This window comes from Saccharothrix sp. ALI-22-I (genome assembly GCF_001984175.1).
GTDB lineage: Bacteria > Actinomycetota > Actinomycetes > Mycobacteriales > Pseudonocardiaceae > Actinosynnema.
Genome location: NZ_MTQP01000068.1, coordinates 347724 through 366649, shown reverse-complemented (window position 1 = coordinate 366649; position 18926 = coordinate 347724). Strand labels below are relative to the sequence as shown.

Annotated in this window: 17 protein-coding genes; 6 read left to right on the top strand and 11 right to left on the bottom strand. The window is 70.8% G+C overall.

Annotated features, from left to right (window positions below):
- Nucleotides 1-226: 226 nt before the first annotated feature.
- On the top strand, nucleotides 227-823 hold the full coding sequence (locus tag ALI22I_RS38400) for a class I SAM-dependent methyltransferase (RefSeq protein WP_077010499.1): 597 nt from the start codon (nucleotides 227-229) through the stop codon (nucleotides 821-823).
- A gap of 119 nt (nucleotides 824-942) precedes the next feature.
- On the opposite strand, the gene ALI22I_RS38395 is transcribed toward ALI22I_RS38400, so the two are convergent.
- Both ALI22I_RS38395 and ALI22I_RS38390 read right to left on the bottom strand, forming a co-directional pair.
- The gene (locus ALI22I_RS38395) at nucleotides 943-2199 is read right to left on the bottom strand and encodes a lipopolysaccharide biosynthesis protein (RefSeq protein ID WP_077010498.1); all 1257 of its coding nucleotides are present in this window, start codon (nucleotides 2197-2199) and stop codon (nucleotides 943-945) included.
- A 120-nt stretch (nucleotides 2200-2319) separates the two neighbouring features.
- Nucleotides 2320-3471, bottom strand: coding sequence for a glycosyltransferase family 4 protein (locus ALI22I_RS38390; RefSeq protein ID WP_077010497.1), 1152 nt, complete (start codon nucleotides 3469-3471; stop codon nucleotides 2320-2322).
- 317 nt (nucleotides 3472-3788) lie between these two features.
- On the opposite strand from ALI22I_RS38390, the gene serS reads away from it, so the two are divergent.
- On the top strand, nucleotides 3789-5039 hold the full coding sequence (serS, locus tag ALI22I_RS38385) for a serine--tRNA ligase (protein ID WP_077010496.1): 1251 nt from the start codon (nucleotides 3789-3791) through the stop codon (nucleotides 5037-5039).
- A 22-nt stretch (nucleotides 5040-5061) separates the two neighbouring features.
- On the opposite strand, the gene lhgO is transcribed toward serS, so the two are convergent.
- From lhgO to ALI22I_RS38360, 5 genes are all read right to left on the bottom strand, one after another.
- Nucleotides 5062-6249, bottom strand: coding sequence for an L-2-hydroxyglutarate oxidase (gene lhgO, locus ALI22I_RS38380; protein ID WP_077010495.1), 1188 nt, complete (start codon nucleotides 6247-6249; stop codon nucleotides 5062-5064).
- 22 nt (nucleotides 6250-6271) lie between these two features.
- A complete protein-coding gene (locus ALI22I_RS38375; protein ID WP_077010494.1) occupies nucleotides 6272-7183 on the bottom strand; it encodes an NAD-dependent epimerase/dehydratase family protein in 912 nt (303 codons plus the stop codon).
- Nucleotides 7167-8201, bottom strand: a complete 1035-nt coding sequence (gene gmd / locus ALI22I_RS38370) for a GDP-mannose 4,6-dehydratase (RefSeq protein WP_077010493.1) — start codon at nucleotides 8199-8201, stop codon at nucleotides 7167-7169. Before gmd ends, ALI22I_RS38375 begins: the two co-directional genes overlap by 17 nt.
- 119 nt (nucleotides 8202-8320) lie before the next feature.
- Nucleotides 8321-9415: a glycosyltransferase family 4 protein gene (locus ALI22I_RS38365; RefSeq protein WP_077010492.1), complete on the bottom strand. Its 1095-nt coding sequence runs from the start codon at nucleotides 9413-9415 to the stop codon at nucleotides 8321-8323.
- Between the two features lie 82 nt (nucleotides 9416-9497).
- Nucleotides 9498-10382, bottom strand: coding sequence for an LLM class flavin-dependent oxidoreductase (locus ALI22I_RS38360; protein WP_077010491.1), 885 nt, complete (start codon nucleotides 10380-10382; stop codon nucleotides 9498-9500).
- 34 nt (nucleotides 10383-10416) lie between these two features.
- Here ALI22I_RS38360 and ALI22I_RS38355 point away from each other — a divergent pair, with 34 nt between their 5' ends.
- The gene (locus ALI22I_RS38355) at nucleotides 10417-11241 is read left to right on the top strand and encodes an HAD family hydrolase (protein ID WP_077010490.1); all 825 of its coding nucleotides are present in this window, start codon (nucleotides 10417-10419) and stop codon (nucleotides 11239-11241) included.
- A gap of 101 nt (nucleotides 11242-11342) precedes the next feature.
- Nucleotides 11343-12284: an NAD-dependent epimerase/dehydratase family protein gene (locus ALI22I_RS38350; protein ID WP_077010489.1), complete on the top strand. Its 942-nt coding sequence runs from the start codon at nucleotides 11343-11345 to the stop codon at nucleotides 12282-12284.
- Between the two features lie 200 nt (nucleotides 12285-12484).
- Here the strand turns inward: ALI22I_RS38350 and ALI22I_RS38345 are convergent, their stop codons facing one another.
- From ALI22I_RS38345 to ALI22I_RS38330, 4 genes are read right to left on the bottom strand one after another with little or no spacing between them, the layout of a single operon-like run.
- Nucleotides 12485-12862: a DUF2304 domain-containing protein gene (locus ALI22I_RS38345; RefSeq protein WP_077010488.1), complete on the bottom strand. Its 378-nt coding sequence runs from the start codon at nucleotides 12860-12862 to the stop codon at nucleotides 12485-12487.
- A gap of 1 nt (nucleotide 12863) precedes the next feature.
- On the bottom strand, nucleotides 12864-13553 hold the full coding sequence (locus ALI22I_RS38340) for a glycosyltransferase family 2 protein (protein ID WP_077010487.1): 690 nt from the start codon (nucleotides 13551-13553) through the stop codon (nucleotides 12864-12866).
- Nucleotides 13554-13606: 53 nt separating this feature from the next.
- Nucleotides 13607-14743 carry a glycosyltransferase family 4 protein gene (locus tag ALI22I_RS38335; protein WP_143532653.1) on the bottom strand — a complete coding sequence of 379 codons (1137 nt, stop codon included), beginning with the start codon at nucleotides 14741-14743 and terminating at the stop codon, nucleotides 13607-13609.
- 10 nt (nucleotides 14744-14753) lie between these two features.
- Nucleotides 14754-15998, bottom strand: coding sequence for a hypothetical protein (locus ALI22I_RS38330; protein ID WP_077010485.1), 1245 nt, complete (start codon nucleotides 15996-15998; stop codon nucleotides 14754-14756).
- Between the two features lie 107 nt (nucleotides 15999-16105).
- On the opposite strand from ALI22I_RS38330, the gene ALI22I_RS38325 reads away from it, so the two are divergent.
- A complete protein-coding gene (locus ALI22I_RS38325) occupies nucleotides 16106-16876 on the top strand; it encodes a glycosyltransferase family 2 protein (RefSeq protein WP_077010484.1) in 771 nt (256 codons plus the stop codon).
- A gap of 72 nt (nucleotides 16877-16948) precedes the next feature.
- The gene (locus tag ALI22I_RS38320; protein ID WP_077010483.1) at nucleotides 16949-18889 is read left to right on the top strand and encodes a DUF6541 family protein; all 1941 of its coding nucleotides are present in this window, start codon (nucleotides 16949-16951) and stop codon (nucleotides 18887-18889) included.
- The last annotated feature ends 37 nt before the right edge of the window (nucleotides 18890-18926 follow it).

Here is an 18926-nt window from a genome sequence, read left to right as displayed (position 1 = left end):
AGCACTACCGGGGTCGAGTGGTCCACCGAATCCCACACGTCAGGCCCGGTCGAGGGAGCATGCGCGGCATGGCGGTGCCGAACCGTTCGCGCAGACCGCGGCTCTGATGATCAGCACCAGTTCCACACCCCCAGTCCTCACCGGAATCGGCGAGGACTGAACCTCTCTCCCTTCCCCGAGAGCTCCCCGTCCCCACCCTACGGCCGAAAGTCGGTTGAACCTTTCGATGGGTTACCACGAGTGGCACGCCAAGCCCGGCACTTACAACGACGTCGTCCGGCACTTCGCGCCGGGCTCGCGCATCCTCGACGTGGGGTGCGGCACGGCCTGGGTTTCCGAGTTCTTCCCCGACTACGTCGGGCTGGACAACTTCGAGTCGACCGTGCTCAAGGCCAAGGAGCAGGGCATCGACGTCCGCCTGGCCGACCTGGAGCGGGAACTCCCCGTCGGTGACGCCGAGTTCGACGGCGTGATCCTGAAGGACGTCTTGGAGCACCTGCTCGACCCGGTCTCGCTGATGCAGCAGGTCTTCCGCGCGGTCAAGCCGGGCGGCCGGGTGTTCGCCTCCTCGCCGGACGCGCAGCGCTGGGTGTGGAACGACTACACGCACCGCCGGCCGTGGACCCGTGCGTCGATGCGCCGGCTGTTGGAGGACCAGGGCTTCGAGGTCAGGACGGTGTCCTACGAGTCCGTCATGCCGGGCACCGGCATCGTGTCCGGCATGCTGCCGGGCAAGCGCCGTCCCGCGGTGCTCCAGGCGGCCGCGTGGCTGCCCGGCTGGCGCCGCAACGTGTGGGCGTTGGCGCTGCGACCGAAGGCCTGACGTCCAAGGGGCCGCGTGCCGGCCACCACGCCGATCGGGCACAACGACGTGCTCGACGCCGGACTGCGCTCTGCCGTCGACCGGTGCCCCCGCCGAACGCCAACGGCGGGGGCACCGGGTCAGCTGACGCCGGCCTGCTGGGACTTCGAGGCGCGCAGGAGCATCCGGACCGCGCCTGACCTGGAACCGGCCTCCACGACCACCATGGCCACGCCGACCGCGGTACCCGAGGCCAGGATGATCTGCCACGGCGAGCCGTGCAGCAGGGCCAGCAGCACCCAGTGCCCGACCGCGATGCCGACCAGGCCCACGACCATCCGCGTGCTCTTGCGTGCGATGGCGAACGTCAGGTGCACCCACAGCACCGCCGCACCCGTCATGACCAGCGCGAGTGCCGGCAGCAGCGGCTTGGACGCGCCGTAGGCCGGGCCGAACGTCACGGTCAGCACCCACGTCGGCATCAGCCACAGGACCAGCGTCACGGCGAGCCCGCCGGCCGCCGTCAGGGCCAACGTCTTGAGCACCGCGCGATCGGCCGACTCACCGCGTTCCAACGCCGCCGCCGCCCGCGGCAGCAGCACCATGGCCAACGCGGCGGGCGCGAACAGCGCCACCTTGCCCAGCAGCACCGCGCCCGCGTACACGGCCCGGTCGGCTTCGGCCAGCATCGCCTGCCCGACCAGCACGTCCACGTTCGTCAACGACGAGAACGCGAGCAGCCCGATCATCGTGACCAGCGTGTTCGTCGCGACGGGTGGTGTCGTCGGGGTCGGCTTCGCGGCCCGGGCCACCGGCGGGAACATCACCGCGAGACCGATGACGGTCGCGAGCATCATCGCCCACATGCTGCCCGACATGCCCGCGGCCAGCAGGCACAGCGGCAGCAGCAGGGGCCGCAGCGCGCCCAGCGGCCCGGCCAGCGAGAACGCCACGTAGCCGAACCGCTCCAGGCCCTGGGTGGCGCCGACGAGGACGAGCAGCATGCACGTCATCCCGATCCACAGCGCCGCCAGGACCACCGGCTGGGGCGAGCCGAGGTGCAGCCGATCGGCCAGCACCGGGCTCAAGCCCGCGATCGCCGCGGCGATGAGCAGGCACGCGATGCCCATCCGGCGGCCTTGTTGGCGCAGGTAGGCGGACAGCTCACCGGGCGTGCCGGAGGTGCGCAGGACCGCCACGTTCCGCGTCACGGACATCTGCACGCCGTTCACCGGCATCCACGTGATGGTGCCGAACGCGATCAGCGCCGATATCGCGGCGAATTCAGGCGGCGTCACCATGCGCGCGGCGACGACGTAGAACAGGTAGTTGCCGCCGTGCCCGGCGAAACTCGCGATCAGCACCAGCAGCCCAGCGCGCTTGCCGTTGTCACTCATCGTGGGTCTTCGAGGTCGCGGTGCGCGTCCGCGCCGGCGTTCGGCGGCGGCCACGCTCGTCCGCGTGTTTGCTCCTGGTGGAGGCCACCGGTTCGACAGCGATGTGGGTCGGCACGCCGCTCATCGTAGGGCGGTGGCTTGAGCCAGTCGGTCGAGGATCTGCATGGCACTCGCCGGGACGGTGTTGGTCTTGCTCACCCGGGTGTACCAGTCGTGGGTCGACTTGCGCAGCGCCTCGCCCTTCGAGATGACGTCCACGATCGCCGCGCCGAGGCCCGCGGTCGTCTTGGCCACCTGCCCGTTGACACCCGGCTCGATCAGTTCGACGGCCGCGTTGTCGTCGCCCTCAACCAGGACGACCGGCGTGCCGACCGCGCACGACTCGACCACGACCAGGCCGTAGCCCTCCCGCTGCGACGGGTTGACCAGCACCGCGGCCGTGCGGATGCCCTCGTCCAGTTCCTCCTGGCTGACGAAACCGGGGGTGCTGATGACGTCACGCAGGCCGAGGCGTTCGATCTCGGCGATCACGGCGGCCCGGGACTGGCCCTCACCGAAGATCGTGGCGGTGAGGTCGGGGATCTGCTCGCGGGCCTCCGCGATGGCCGCCGGCAGCGTCTCGACCCGCTTGTCCGCGATGTGCCTGCCGACGTAGACGACCCGCGGCGGTGACGTGACGGACGTGTTCGGTTCCACATCGTCCCGCGGCTCGATCAGACCGCGGCTGACGACCGCGTCACCGCGCAGGCCACTGGCCTGCAGCCGGCGGGCGTGCAGCTGCGAGTGGCACGAGGCGATCGGGCTGAGCTTCGCGGCGATCCACTGCAGCGCGCCGGCCACCCGGCCGATGACCGGACCGGAGTACGCGCGCCACTGGTCCGGCCGCCACACCTCCAGCCAGTCGACGTCGATCGCGACCTTCGAGCCGAGCAGCGCGGCGCGCACGGCCAGCACGTTCGTGCTCGGCACGGCGGACACCAGCACGGCGTCGTACTTGTGCCGGTTCGCGCGCAGGTGCTTCGCCAAGCCATAGGAGTAACGCAGGGCGGGACCGAGGGTGCGCACGCCGTTCGCGTCGTAGAGGTTGCGGTCCTTGCTCACCGCCTTGATGGTGATCCCCTCGATCACCGGCTCCTCGTCCCACTGCACGCGGGTCAGGTAGGTGACCTCGTGGCCGGCGGCGGCGTACGCCTCGGCGAAGCCCCGGTACAGGCGTTCGCCACCGCCTTTGGTCCAGGGGAACAGGCAGTCGAAGGCAATGGCGATGCGCACTAGCGCTCCTCTGTCTGACACTCGGAGTGTTGGCAATGGTATCGGCCGGCCGTTCGACGGCGAGGCCGGGGAATCGCCCGGTTGCGGCACCTTACACAGCCGCTGTAACGCCTGTGGGTCCGCGCAGTTGTCCGTAGTAACGATCTTGACTGCTGAAGATTGTCGGTCCTTGCCGGCAGAATCAAATCAAGGGTTCCCCTTGGCGGGGACCTCAGCGTGAGCGTGGCGGCGGAGATGTCTGCCCTGGGTGCGGTGGTGGTGGGTTCAGGCGCGCACCACCACGAAAAGGCCTGGGTGAGGGGTACTACCCTGATGTTGTGATTGACCTCAAGGCACTGCGCGAAAACCCGGAAGCCGTCCGTGCGTCGCAACGCGCACGTGGCGAGGACGAGACCGTGGTCGACGCGCTGCTGTCCGCCGACGAGCGCCGCCGGGGTGCCATCGCCCGCGCCGACGCGCTGCGCGGCGAGCAGAAGACGTTCGGCAAGCAGGTCGGCCGGGCCAAGGGCGAGGAGCGGGACGCGCTGCTGGCCAAGGGCAAGGAGCTGGCCGCCGAGGTCAAGGCCGCCGAGGCCGAGCAGTCCGCCGCCGAGGCCGAGCTGGCCGAACTGCACCGCGCCATGCCGAACGTGGTCCACCCGGACGCGCCCGCCGGCGGCGAGGACGACTACGTGGTGGTCAAGCACGTCGGTGAGAAGCGCGAATTCGACTTCGAGCCGCTGGACCACCTCGACCTGGGCATCAAGCTCGGCGCGATCGACATGGAACGCGGCGCGAAGGTGTCCGGGTCGCGGTTCTACTTCCTCACCGGCGTCGGCGCCCAGCTGGAACTGGCCCTGCTGAACATGGCCGTCGCCCAGGCCACCGCGGCCGGCTTCAAGCTGATGATCACGCCGACCCTGGTCCGGCCGGAGATCATGGCGGGCACCGGTTTCCTCGGCGCGCACGCGAGCGAGATCTACCGCCTGGAAGCCGACGACCTGTACCTGGTCGGCACGTCGGAGGTGCCCCTCGCGGGCTACCACGCGGACGAGATCCTGGACGGCCCGAAGCGCTACGCGGGCTGGTCGTCGTGCTACCGCCGCGAAGCCGGCTCGTACGGCAAGGACACCCGCGGCATCATCCGGGTGCACCAGTTCAACAAGGTCGAGATGTTCTCCTACGTCAAGCCCGAGGACGCCGAGGCCGAGCACGCCAGGCTGCTGACCTGGGAAGAGGAGATGCTGGCCAAGATCGACGTCCCGTACCGGGTCATCGACACGGCCGCGGGCGACCTGGGCACGTCCGCCGCGCGCAAGTTCGACTGCGAGGCGTGGATCCCGACCCAGCAGGCGTACCGGGAGCTGACCTCCACCTCGAACTGCACCACGTTCCAGGCCCGCCGGCTGAACGTGCGCTACCGCGACGAGAACGGCAAGCCGCAGATCGCCGCCACGCTCAACGGCACCCTGGCCACCACCCGCTGGATCGTGGCCATCCTGGAGAACCACCAGCAGGCCGACGGCTCGGTCGTCGTCCCCGAGGCGCTGCGCCCGTTCCTGGGCATGGACGTGCTCAAGCCCGGCTGAGTGCGCAAGCCCAGCTGAGCGGTCAGGACCAGCTGAGTTCGACCTCGCCGGCCACGTGCCGGCCGATCTCCAACGCCGACGTCGCGGCGGGTGAAGGTGCGTTGAGCACGTGCACCTGCCGCGGCGCGGTGTCGATCAGGAAGTCGTCCACCAGCGAGCCGTCGGCGCGCATCGCCTGCGCCCGCACGCCCGCCGAAGCGCGCACCAGGTCGTCCTCCCGCACCGCGGGCACCAGCCGGGCCAGGCTCGCCGCGAACCGCTTGCGCGACAACGACCGCAGCACCTCCTCCGCACCGGTCCGGGCGAACCGGCGGGCCAGCCGCCACGTGCCGGGGAACCGCGCCACGTCGAACACGTCCGACGCCGAGAAGTCACGCCACCGGTAGCCCTCACGGCGCAGCGCGAGTACCGCGTTCGGGCCCGCGTGCACGCTGCCGTCCAACATCCGGGTCAGGTGCACGCCCAGGAACGGCAGCGTCGGGTCGGGCACCGGGTAGATCAGCCCGCGCACCAGGTGCCGCCGGTCGTGCCGCAGCTCGTAGTACTCACCCCGGAACGGCACGATCGCCGCCGACGGCGTCACGCCCGCCAGCCGCGCCACCCGGTCGCTGTGCAGGCCCGCGCAGTTCACCAGCGCGTCCGCCCGCACCACACCGCTCGGCGTGGCCACCTCCACGCCACCGCCGCTGAGCGCGCGCCGGATCGCCAACGCGGGCGTGTGCAACCGCAGGTCATGGCCGTTCAGCTCACGCACCAGGGCCGCGCACACGGCCGGGAAGTCGATGATCCCGGTGCTCTCCACCCGCAACGCGGCCACCGCCGCCACCTCGGGCTCGTGCGCACGCGCCTCGTCGACACCGATCCGCCGCGCCGGCACCCCGTTCGCCTCGGCCCGCTGCGCCAACGCGTCCAGCCTCGGCAACTCGTCGGGCGAGGTGGCGACGACGAGCTTGCCGCACACGTCCACCGGCACGCCGTGCTCACGCGCGTACGCGACGATCGAGGCGTTGCCCGCCACCGACATCCGCGCCTTCAACGACCCCGGCTTGTAGTACAGGCCGGCGTGCACGACGTTGCTGTTGTGCCCGGTCTGGTGGGCCGCCCACTGCGTCTCTTTCTCCAGCACCACCACGTCGTGGCCGCGTCGCGCCAACTCCCGCGCGGTCGCCAGGCCGACGATCCCGCCACCGATCACCACGACTCGTCGCACAACCGCAGAGACTAGTGCCGGCTCACGCCGAGTACATCCACTCCAAGGTCTTCTCGAACGGGATCAGCGGCTCGTCACCGAGGGTGTCGACGAGCCGTTCACGGCTGCCGACCAGGCGGACGACCTCGTTCGCCCGGACGAAGGCCGGGTTCACCTCGACCTCGATCTCGTACCCGGCGATGGCCGCCATCATGTCCAGCACCTCGGACAGCGAGTGCGCGACCCCCGAGCACAGGTTGAGGGTGCTGCCGGCCGGGGCGATCTCGACCAGCCTGCGGTAGTAGCGGGCCACGGTCCGGACGTCGCCGAAATCGCGCCAGACCCCGGTGTTGCCCAGTTCGATCTTCCGCTCGCCGCGGCGGAAGTGGTCCACGATCTTCGGGATCAGGAACCGCGCGTCCTGGCCCGCGCCCGTGTAGTTGAACGGCCGGGTGATCGCGATCGGCAGGCGGTCCGCCCACAGCTTCGCCATGTACTCCATGGCGAGCTTGCTGACCGCGTAGTCGTTCACCGGATCGGGCGCGACGTCCTCGTCGATGGGCTCGACGGTCGCGTTGCCGTAGATGTTCGCGCTGCTCGCCAACGCCACGATGCGCGGACGGCGCGGCGCGTCGCTCAGCGCGGCGAGCAGGTTGCGGGTGCCGACCACGTTCGCCCGGTAAAGCTCGTCCGCGTCACCGTGCGCGACGAACGAGATGGCCGCCAAGTGCACGACGGCGTCCGGCTCGACCTCGGCGACCACGGACCGCAGGCTCTCGCGGTCGAGCAGGTCGGCCCGGTGAACCTCGACCCCGGGCACCGGGGTGCCCGGCGAGGCGTGCGCCAGACCGACCACCTCGTGGCCCGCACCGATCAGCTCGGCGGCGACGTGCCGCCCGGTGAAGCCGGAGACGCCGGTGACCAGGACCCGCGTCGGTTCAGAAGGAGAACCCACGCTCGTTCCTCTCGATGTCCGCCTCCACCATCATCCGGGCCAGCTCTTCGAGGGTGGTCTTCGCTTCCCAGCCGAGCACGTCCTTGGCCTTGGACGCGTCGCCGATCAGCAGGTCGACCTCGGCCGGGCGGTAGAACTTGGGGTTGACCCGGACCAGTTCGCGACCGGTCTCGGTGTCCAGGCCGCGCTCGGACTCGCCGGAGCCCTCCCACCGCAGCTCGATGCCGGCGGCGGCGAACGACAGCGTCACGAAGTCGCGGACGGTCACCGTGCGGTTGGTGGACAGCACGAACGTGTCCGGCTCGTCGGCCTGGAGCATCCGCCACATGCCGTCGACGTACTCCTTGGCGTAACCCCAGTCGCGCTTGGCGTCGAGGTTGCCCAGCTCCAGCACGTCGAGCTTGCCCAGCTTGATCTTCGCGACCGAGTCGGTGACCTTGCGCGTCACGAACTCCTGGCCGCGCAGCGGCGACTCGTGGTTGAACAGGATGCCGCTGGAGCCGAACAGGTTGTACGACTCGCGGTAGTTCACCGTCGTCCAGTGCGCGAACAGCTTCGCCACGCCGTACGGGCTGCGCGGGTAGAACGAGGTCTCCTCGGTCTGCGGCACCGCCTGCACCTTGCCGAACATCTCGGAGGTGGACGCCTGGTAGAACCGCGCGTTCGGGCTCACCGTGCGCATCGCTTCCAGCAGGTTCAGCGCGCCGACGCCGGTGATCTGCGCGGTCGTCGTCGGCTGGTCGAACGAGACGCTGACGAAGCTCTGCGCGGCCAGGTTGTAGATCTCGTCCGCGCCGGTGGAATCCAGCAGCCGGATGCTGTTGCCCAGGTCGGTGAGGTCGTATTCGACCAGGTGCAGGTTCGGGTGCTCCTGGATGCCGAGCTCGGCGATCCGCCAGAAGTTGATGGAGCTCGTGCGCCGATAAGCGCCGTAGACCTGGTAGTCCTTCTCCAGCAGCAGCTGCGCGAGATAGGCGCCGTCCTGACCGGAAATGCCGGTGACGAGTGCGGTTCGCATGACCGTGGGTGACTCCTTGTTCTCTAATGCATCAGGCGACGCACAAATGTCTTGGGCGGACTTCCCGCTCGCGCGAGTCTAATGCGGACTTGCCGCGGCCTTCGGCCGGGCGTTGCCGTTCATCGCGCGCTTGCCATGGCGCGGTAGATCTCGGCGGTCGCGTCCGCGGCGCGCTGCCAGGTGAAGGTCTCGGCGCGCTTGCGGCCGGCGGCGGCCATCGCGGTCTGCGTGTCCGGGTCGTTCACGACCTTGCGGATCGCGGTGGCGATCGCGGCCGGGTCGCGCGGGTCGAAGTAGGCCATGTCGTCGCCGCCGACCTCGTGCAGCACCGGGATGTCCGAGCCGATCACCGGGCAGCCGCGCGCCATCGCTTCGAGCACCGGCAGCCCGAAACCCTCGAACAGGGTCGGGAACGCGTACGCGCTCGCCTGGTCGTAGAGGGTGGCCAGCTCGTCGGCGGACACCCATTCGCGCAGCTCGACATCGTCGGTCAGCCCGAGGCGTTCCACCACCGGTCGCAGCGGGTCGTCGCCGTGGCTGCCGGTGATGACCAGCTTCGGGCGCTCGGCGGCCGGGATGAACGTCCACGCTTCGAGCAGCCCGTCGAAGTTCTTGTGCGGCATCCGGTTACCGCCCGCCAGCACGTACGGCCGCCCGACCGACTCGCCGGTGCGCGCCAGGACGTCGACCGGCTTGACGCCGAGGTGGATCACGTCGATGTCGGCCATCGGCCTGCCGAGCAGCTCGTGCACGTCGGTGGCCGAGGCCTGGCTGTCGGTGATGATCCGGCCGGCCGCCCGCACGGTCGCCTTGGTCAACGCCTGCACCCCGCGCGACAGTCCCCCCTGCACCCACTCGGGATGCCGGATGGCCAGGATGTCGTGCACCGTGACCACGGTCGGCAGCAACCGGACGGCCGGCCCGAAGTTCGACGGGCAGTGCAGGATGTCCGCACCGATGGCGAGGGCTCGCGGCCCGACGGCGAGCGCAACCGCCGCCGCCCACGCCACGCGGTTCTCGCCGGACACCGGCAGCGACACGATCTCGCCGGGGAACCAGGCCGGTGGCTGCTCGGCGAGCTCGCGGTTGCCGATGCCGACGAACCTGAGGTCGTCGTGCGCGGCGAGGGCCGGGAACAGCCCGCGCGCGTAACTCTCCGTGCCGCCCTTGCGCCCCGTGTAGAAGACCAGGTCGACCGCGATGCGAAGAGGCACGGCGCTCATCGTAGGCCGGCCGCCGATTCCGGCCCGACGGCCTCCCCCGGCCGCGCGCCCCGTGGATGGCGCCTCGCCGGCGTCACCCGGACGTGCTGCGGGCGAACTCCGGCAGCACGTCCGCCACGACCCGCTCCAACACCGCCTCGCTGCCCGCGTACACGCCGTCCGCACGCGGCCAGTGCACGACCAGGTCGGTGAAACCGAGCGCCCGCGCCCGGCCCGCCACGTCCCGGAAGTGCTCCACGCTGGTCAGCGAGTACACCGGGGACGAATCGGCGTTCAGGTGGAAGTCGATGGACTCCTTGGCCCGACCGATCCGCGCCAACGCCTCGCCGAACTGCTCGGTCATCCGGGCGACGCCACGCCACCACGTGGTCTCGTCGTCGGTCTCCGGCCCGGTGGTGACCCAGCCCGTGCCGTACTTCGCGGCGACTGCCATCGCCTTGGGCCCGTTCGCCGCCACCACGAACGGCAGCCGCGGCCGTTGCACGCAGCCGGGCGCGCTCCGGGCGTCACGGATCTCGTAGTACTCCCCGCTGAACGTGGTGCGCTCCTGGGCCAAGAGCATGTCCAAAGTGGCGACGAACTCCTCGAACCGCCCCTGCCGGCTGCGCGGCGGCGTGGTGCCCATCACCTCCGTGTCGTACCCCACACCGCCGGCGCCGACGCCGAGCGTGAAGCGGCCGTCGGAGAGGTCGTCCAGGGCCAGCAGTTCGCGTGAGAACGGCACCGGGTGGCGGAAGTTCGGGGACGCGACCAGCGTGCCGAGCCGAATCCGCTCGGTCACCGCGGCCGCCGCTGCCAGCGTCGGAACGGCGCCGAACCACGGTCCGTCGACCAGTGAGCGCCAGCCCATGTGGTCGTAGGTCCACGCGTGGTGGAAGCCGTACTCCTCGGCTGCCTTCCACTTGTGTTCGGCCATCCACCAGCGGTGTTCGGGCAGGATCACAATCCCAGTGCGCACCCGGCGACGGTATCCGACGGGGCACCATGGGCATGTGCAGAGACCTTCCCTTGTGGCATCCGACGTCGACGGCACCCTGCTCACCCCGTTGGGACGGGTCAGCCCGCGCACGGCGGGCATGGTCGGCCGGGTCCTGGCCGCCGACGTCCCGTTCGTGCTGGCCACCGGCCGCCCGCCGCGCTGGGTGCCGGAGGTCGCCGACGCGGCCGGCCTCACCGGCTACGCGGTGTGCTCCAACGGGGCGGTGATCTACGACATCGGCGCGGACCGCGTCGTCTCGGCGGAGCTGCTGTCCCCGGTGCAGCTCACCGACCTGGCCTCCGTGCTCGACAAGGCGTTGCCGGGCTGCTCGATGGCCTCGGAACGGGTGGGGGAGACCGCCCGGGACGGCGGTTCGATGAACGCCGACTTCGTCGCCGACGAGTTCTACAACCACCCGTGGGACGAGGGCGCCCAGCCGCTGCCCGGCCACGCGCGGGCCCACGTGCTCAGCCGGCCGTCGGTGAAACTGCTGGTCAGGCACCCGCGCATGGCGTCGCAGGACATGGCCGCGGCGGTCGGGCCGCTGGTCGAGGGGCTGGTCGCGATGACCTTCTCGACCAACGCGGGCCTGCTGGAGTTCGCCGCGCCCGGCGTGACCAAGGCGACCGGGTTGGCCACCGTCGCGCAACTGCTCGATGTGCCCGCGAGCGGTGTGCTGGCGTTCGGCGACATGCCCAACGACGTGCCGATGCTGCGGTGGGCCGGCCACGGCGTGGCCATGGCGAACGCGCACGAGGTCGCGCTGGAGGCGGCCGACGAGGTCACCGCGGCCAACTCGGAGGACGGGGTCGCGCTGGTCCTGGAGCGCTGGTTCTAGCGCGTTGGATCTAGGCTGCCCGGTGACCGCCCGTTGTCGTTGATCGTTCGTCGTCAGCCGTCGTTGTCGTTCGTCGTTGTCGTTGTGAGGAGAAGGCTCTCGTGCGCGCACTAGTGACCGGCGGCGCCGGTTTCATCGGCTCAACCCTGGTCGACCGGCTGCTGAGGGACGGGCACGAGGTGCACGTCGTGGACGACCTGAGCCGCGGCAAGCGGACCGCGCCGGTCGACCCGGCCACCGCGGACCGGTACTCGTTCTCGCAGGTGGACATCACCTCACCGGAGCTGGCCGACGTGGTCGCCGCGTTCGCGCCCGAGGTGGTGTTCCACCTGGCCGCGCAGATCGACGTGCGGGTGTCGGTGGCCGAGCCGCTGCTCGACGCCACGAAGAACGTGCTGGGCACGGTGAACCTGGCCGAGGCCGCCCGTCGGGCCGGGGTGCGCAAGGTCGTGTTCGCGTCGTCCGGCGGGTCGATCTACGGCACACCGGAGGTCCTGCCGGTGGCGGAGACGGTGCCGATCAACCCCAAGTCGCCGTACGCGGCGTCCAAGGTGTCCGGCGAGGTGTACCTGAACACGTACCGGCAGCTGTACGGGCTGGAGTGCACCCACCTGGCGTTGGCGAACGTGTACGGGCCCCGGCAGGACCCGCACGGCGAGGCGGGCGTGGTGGCCATCTTCGCGTCCGCGCTGCTGGCAGGGCGTCCCACGAAGGTGTTCGGCGACGGTGGCAACACCCGTGACTACGTGTTCGTGGAGGACGTGGTGTCCGCTTTCGTGGCCGCGTCCGGCGAGGCGGGCGGTGGCCGCCGGTACAACATCGGCACGGCCCACCAGGTCTCGGACCGCGAACTGCACACCCTCGTCGCCCAAGCCGCCGGGGTGCCCGACAACCCGGAGTTCGCCCCGGCCCGTCTCGGTGACCTGCGGGCGTCGGCCATCGACGCCTCGCTGGCGCAGTCCGAGCTGGGCTGGAAGCCGGAAGTGGACATCGCCACCGGCGTCCGCCTGACCGTCGACTACTTCCGCACGATCCAGGCCTGACCCGACCCCGCACCGCCGACCCGCACCCCGAACCGGGGGTCCCCGCCCAGGGGACCCCCGGTTTTGATCATGCCAGGGGGACCGACGGTCCGCAGTGGTGGAAGGGCCGCCTGTGGATAACCGCGACGCCTGTGGACAACTGCGGTGCCGGTGGGTTCAGGCGCCGTGCCGGTGGAGGTTCAGGCGTTGTGCTGGTGGAGTCAGGCGCTGCGCGCCGGGTCCTCCGCGTCCACGTTCAAGTCCTCGTGCTTGGGCGCCTCGGCGTTGCGCAGCGCGATCGCCCGGGCGAGCCGCGCGTACCGCAGCTCCAACTCCTTGAACCGCAGGTAGGTGTTGATGGTGGCGAACCCGAACGCCACCACGAGCGCGTACAGCAGCAGGTCGGTACCACGCCCGACACCCACGAACTCGGCCAGCTTGGACACGTCCGCGGGCCGCAGCACGGCCACCGCCGCCAGCACCATGAACAGCGCGAAGCCGATCTTCACGCCGGCCGCGGTCTTCGTGGTGCCGTGGTGGCGCAGGAAGAACACCAGCAGGACGATGACCGTGCCGATGAGCAGGAACTGGATCAGCATGTCAGCGCTTGGACCCCGTCTTGAGAGCCGTGTCGAACAGGATGTTCACGCCGTTGATGAGCGACTGGCCCTTGGACATCGAGTACTCCGTGTACAGGATCTCGACCTGTTCCTCGGTGACCCGCCAACCCCGCTGCGAGATCTGGTCGACGATCTGCGACGCGTGGCCCATGCCGTTCAGCGTGATGCGGAGCTCGTCCGCCACCTTCTTGTTGAACACCCGCAGCCCGTTGTGGGCGTCGGACAGCTTCAGCTTCCGCAGCCGCGGGCTGACCGCGACCACGGTCTTGAGCACCACGCGCTTGATCAGCGGGATGTGGGAGGCGTCGCCCTTGAACCGGGTGCCGACGATGATGTCGACCGGCTCGGCGCGCAGCCGCTCCAGCATCCGCAGCACGTCCGCGACCTGGTGCTGGCCGTCGGCGTCGAAGGTCACGAAGTACTCCGCGCCGGGCTGCGACCGGGCGTACTCGACGCCCGTCTGGATCGCCGCGCCCTGACCCAGGTTGACCGGGTGTTGCACCAGGTGGGCCCCGGACCCGCGAATCGCTTCGGCTGAGCCGTCCCGGCTACCGTCGTCGACGCACACGATGTTCGGGAACGTCTCCAGCGCGTTGCGCACGACGTCGGCGATCACCTGTGCCTCGTTGTAGACGGGCACGACCAGCCACACGTCAGACTGGTCCGCCACAGCGGCCTCCTCGCCGAGCTTGCCGAGTGAATTGGGGTGTCTGCCTGATAAGGCTAGCGTGCCCGCCGGCCCGGGTCGTGGCCGACCAACATGGTGGCGAACGCGGCGACGCTGCGGTCCCACGAGAAGCGTTCCCGGGTGACCTCGCCGAGCTTGTGCGCACGCGCCTCGCGCTCGGGGTCGGTGACGGCGGCTTGGAGGGCCGCGGCCAGCGCTCCGGGGTCCCGAGCGGGCACGAGGTGGCCGGTCACGCCGTCGTCGATGATCTCCGCGGTGCCGCCGACGTCGGTGGCCACGACCGCGCGGCCGATGGCCGCCGCCTCCAGCACCGTCGTGGGCAGCCCCTCGGTCCAACTGGGGTTCACGAACACCGTGCACGCGGCCATCTCGCGCAACGCCGTGTCGTGGTCCACCGCGCCCAGGAACTCGACGTGGTCGGCCAGCCCCAGCCGCGTCACCTGCGCCCGCAGCCCGGCCGCCGCCGGTCCGTCGCCGCACAGCCGCAACCGCAGCGGCACACCGCGCCGGTGCAGCTCCGCCGTGGCGGTGAGCAGGTCCGCCACGCCCTTGCCGTTGATCAACCGGCCGACGTAGCAGGCCACCGGCGCACCGGCGGGGACCGACGCCACCACCCCGAAGGGCAGTTCGATACCCCGGTACAACACCCGCGCCTCGCGTCCGGCCAGGTCGCGGACGAACCGCGCGGCCGACCGGGACACCGCCACCACGTCGTCCGCCCAGCGCAGCACCGGCTGGCTGGTGAGGCGGTCGACGATGTCGGCGACGAACCGGACGAACCGGTTGCCGCTCTGCACCGGGCTCGACCCGTGCTCCACGTGCAGCCTGCGCACCCGCGCCCGCTTGGCGAACAGCGACGCCCACAGGTGCGGCCAGTAGAACCGGGTGTGCGTCATCAGCACCGTGTCCGGGCCGCACAACGCGCGCAGCTTCCGGGTGAAACCGGGGTACGGCACGGGGTAGTGCGAGATCACCTCACGGCCGGGCCACCGCACCACCGTCCACCGCTCGCCCAGTCGCTGCACGCCCGCCGGCGCGCCGACCGCCGAGGTGAACACGGTGATCCGCAGCTCGGGGTCGGCTTCCAGCATGCGCCGGTGCAGTTCGTGCGCGTACGCCTCGACTCCGCCCTTGTGCGGCGGGTAGTAGACCGGCATGTCGACCAAGTGCACGGCGGAGAATCTAGGGCCTGGCCCGCTGCCCCAGCAGGCCGCCCCAGGCCAGCACCGCGGCGGTCAGCCATGCCAGGGCCATGCCAAACGCGACGCCCATCACGCCCAACCACAGGCCCAGCGCCGCGACCAGGGCGATCTCGGTGACGAATTGCACGGTGCGCACCCTCGGTCCGAGCCACGCCCGGCCGCTGGCCTTGCCGGCGACCAGCGCCGTCTGCGCCGTGGCCAGCAGGAACGCGTACGCCAAGAGCACCAGCACGACCGGCCGCAGGCCCTCCCACGGCGTGCCGAGCGCGGTCGTGAGCAGGTCCGCCGGCGCGATCAGGGTCAGGCCCGCGAACACCAGGCTGACCACGGCCGCGAGTCCGGACACGAGCATCGGCGCCCGCACCACCTCGCGGGCCGACCGGCCCGCCAGGTGCGCTAGCAGCGCGTTGCTGATGCCGATGAACAGCACGGTCAGCGCGGTCACCGGGACGAGCGCCTTGCGCAGCACGCCGAGCCCGTCGAGGCCGACGATCCACGCGGTCACGCCGAACGTGGCCCACGTGCCCGCGGTCAGGTAGACGGCGTCGATGAGGAAACCGGGCAGCAGCTCCCGCCGGTCCCGCAGCCACCCGCGCACCGCGCCGACCGCGAACGGCCCGCCGGTCAGCCACGCGCACGCCACCGCCACCGGCACCGCGGTCAACGCCCACAACAAGTAAGTGGACGACGCGTCCAGTTCACCCACGAGCACGGTCACGCCGACCGCGCCCAGGAACAGCACCAGCCACGACCCGTCCAGCAGCAACGCCCGGAACGGCTTCTGCCGCGCGTACGAGACGTACCGGCCGTGGTCCAGTACCGCGGTGAACGGCGAGGCCAACGCCTGGATCAGCAGCAACGTCCGCGCCGGACCGTCCACCAGCAGCCCGACGACCAGGCACACCAGCCCGATCGCCACGCCCAGCAGCAACGACGTCGCCGCCGCGCCCCGCACCCCGCGCGCGTCGCCGTTCGCCACCGCCTTGGACACCAGCAGCGGTTCGGCCGCGACCGCCCTGCCCAGGTACCACTGGCCGATCTGCACGATCGCGACCAGCGAGAACACCCCGAACTCGGCGTCGGTCGACACCGGCGCCGCGACCAGCTGCACGGTGAAGGTGATGGCGCTGAAGACCAGCTGGTCGATCGTGACCGCCGACTGGCGCACGGCCGTGCCGGCCAACGCGCGCAGACCGTCGAGCCGTGATCCGTTCGCCACCGTCACGGATGTCCTCTTCTTGGGAGCGTTCTTCGGGGGGAGCGTTCCGGGGAGCGCGAGAGAGGGCCTTACTGTACGGCGTCGGCCGATTCCTCTCGCGGCAGGAGAACCCCATGCCATCGCCGGTGTCCGTGGTGATCCCGTGCGCGCCGAAGGCGGAATTCCTCGCCGAGACGCTGCGCTCGGTCGCCGAGCAGACCCACCAGGACTGGGAAGTCGTGCTGGTCCTCGACGGCGAGTGCGAGCAGAACCGGGCCGCCGCCCGCACCCTCCCCGACGACCGCGTGCAGGTGCACCTGACGCCCGCGCCGCGCAGCGGTCCCGCCGTGGGCCGCAACATCGGGTTGGAGGCGGCCAAGCACGACCTGGTCGCGTTCCTCGACGCCGACGACCTGTGCCTGCCGGACCGGCTCGCGCACCAGGTCGCCGTGCTGGAGCAGCGTCCCGGCCTCGGCATGGTCGGCTCGTGGGCGCGCAAGATCGACCCGTCCGGGCAGGTCGTCGGCGAGATGCACTCGGCCATCGGTCCCGAGGTCGCGCGCACCATGCTGCTGTTCAACTGCCTGATCACGTCCACCGTGGTGGTGCGCAAGGAGTTGGCGGCCGAGGCGGGCGGGTTCGACCCGCGCTGCGTGCGGCTGGAGGACTACGACCTGTGGCTGCGCGTCATGGCCCGCGCCGACGGCGACGTGCTGCCGGAGGAACTGGTCGGCTACCGCGTGCACCCCGATCAGTACAGCCGGGGCGCGTTGATGGGGCCGCAGACCAAGTTGTTGCGCCGCAGCAAGCAGGCGCTGGCCAAGCGGATCGGCGTGAGCGGCCTCGGGGTCGCGGCCCGGCACGCGGCGTGGCTCGGCGTGCAGGTCGCGCACCGGCGCTGGTGACGCGCGAGTAGTCTCGCCGCCGCGGCGGCAAGGGGAACCGCTTTCGAGACAAAGTGACGGGTTGCTAACGCGATGAGTGCTGCACTGCTGGTGCTGTTGCTGCTCTGGGTCCCGGGTCTGATCTTCGGCGCGGCCATCAGACTGCGCGGCTGGGTACTCGCCGCCGCCGCGCCGGCCCTGACCTACGGCCTGGTCTCCCTCGGCGGCCTGCTGCTCGGCAAGCTGGGCTTCTCCTGGACGCTGGTCGCGTTCGGCGTCTGGACGCTGCTCGCGTCGGCGGTGTTGCTGCTGGTCACCACCCTGATCCAGCGCCGTTGGCCGGTGCTGCCGGACCCCGACGACAAGATTTCGCGCAACGGTCACCTGGTCGTCGCCGCGGGCCTGACCATCGGCCTCGCGGTCGGCGCGATCACGTTCCTGCGCGGCATCGGCACGATGAACCGGCTGGCCCAGGACTGGGACGCGCCGCACCACGGCAACCTGGTCCGCTGGCTCGCCGAGCACCAGACCTCGCTGGTGTCGACCGCGGGCACCATCAGCAACCAGCCGGAGAACACGAGCTACTTCTACCCCAGCACGTACCACGAGCTGCTCGCGCTGCTGCTGGACAAGGTCGGCATCACGCTGCCGGAAGTCCTCAACGCCGGCGCGCTGAGCACCGTGCTGGTGTGGCCGGTCGGCATCGCCGCGATGGGCCTGGCGTGGAAGCTGCCCGCCCGCGTGGTGGCGTTCGCCGCCGCCGTGTCCACCTGGTTCTCGCCGTTCCCGTACGACTCGCTGTGGCGCGGCCCGCTGTGGCCGTACGTCGCGGGCATCGCGCTGCTGCCCGCCGTCCTCGCGCTGGCCGCCTACCTGGTCCGGCCGCGCGGCATCACCGGCCCGGTGGCGTTCGCGCTGGCCGTCGCGGCGGTGGTCGGCCTGCAACCGAGCCTGGCGTTCATCGTCGCCGGGCTGGTCGGCATCATCTTCCTGGCCTGCGTGTTCCGCCTGGTCCCGATCGACTGGAAGCGCGCCTGGCCGTCGCTGGTCGGGGTGGTCGTGCTGGGCGGGCTCGTCGCCGTGCCGCTCATGCTGCCGTCGATGGGCGCGGCGAGCGGCGTGGCCGCCATGGTGTGGCCGTCGGAGGCCACCCCTGCGGGCGCGTTCGGGCAGATGCTGACGTTCTCCGGCGTGGCCGCGTTCCCCCAGTGGTGGATCGGCCTGCCCGCGCTGCTCGGCATGATCGTGATGATCAAGCGCGGGCAGATGCTGTGGATGGTCGGCGTGTGGCTGGCGTTCGGCGGCCTGTACGCGGCGACGGTGTCGCTGGAGGGCCGGGTCATCCAGAAGCTGACCGGCGTGTTCTACAACGACCACTGGCGGCTGGCCGTGCTGCTGCCGCTGCCCGGCGCGATCGGGTTCGGCGTGGCCGTGGTCGCGGTCGGCACGTGGCTGGTCAACCGGTACCGCGACCGGGTGCCCGCCCTGGCCCGCACGCCGTGGGCGCCCGTCGCCGTGAGCGTGGTGGTCTTCCTGCTCATCAGCCTGGTCAGCGGCGCGTACATCGGCCGCAACAGCGCCCGGCTCGGGCAGGCGTACAACGACGGCCCGGTGGTCAGCGAAGCCGAGATCGCCGCGTACCGGTGGCTCGGCGAACGCGTGCGGCCCGGTGAGCGGGTGCTCAACGACGTGTTCGACGGCAGCGCGTGGCTGTACGCGGTGGCCGAGGTCGAGCCGGTCGAGTGGACTTTCTACGGCACCCCCGAGGGCAGCCCGAACAACTACCTCGTGCGCAACCTCAACAAGATCAACACCGACCCCGAGGTGCGCGAGGACCTGAACGAGCTGAAGGTCCGCTACGTGATCATCGGCAAGGGGTACGTGCGGGTGGAGAAGCAGCTCACGCCCGGTCTGGCGAACCTCGACGCGATCCGCGGCTTCCGCCAGGTGTTCAAGAACGACGGCGCCACGATCTACGAGATCGAGGGCCAGGAGAACGTGGTGGACCTCGCCGAGACCACCGCGGACCGCTGAGCTTATCCACTCGGTCGGGTCTTGTATCCACCCACAG

Bases quoted from the DNA above. Each gene is read 5' to 3' on its own strand.
- ALI22I_RS38325 (WP_077010484.1), top strand. From the start codon at position 16,106: ATGCCATCGCCGGTGTCCGTGGTGATCCCGTGCGCGCCGAAGGCGGAA.
- gmd (WP_077010493.1), bottom strand. From the start codon at position 8,201: ATGCGAACCGCACTCGTCACCGGCATTTCCGGTCAGGACGGCGCCTAT.
- ALI22I_RS38320 (WP_077010483.1), top strand. From the start codon at position 16,949: ATGAGTGCTGCACTGCTGGTGCTGTTGCTGCTCTGGGTCCCGGGTCTG.
- ALI22I_RS38400 (WP_077010499.1), top strand. From the start codon at position 227: ATGGGTTACCACGAGTGGCACGCCAAGCCCGGCACTTACAACGACGTC.
- ALI22I_RS38345 (WP_077010488.1), bottom strand. From the start codon at position 12,862: ATGCTGATCCAGTTCCTGCTCATCGGCACGGTCATCGTCCTGCTGGTG.
- ALI22I_RS38395 (WP_077010498.1), bottom strand. From the start codon at position 2,199: ATGAGTGACAACGGCAAGCGCGCTGGGCTGCTGGTGCTGATCGCGAGT.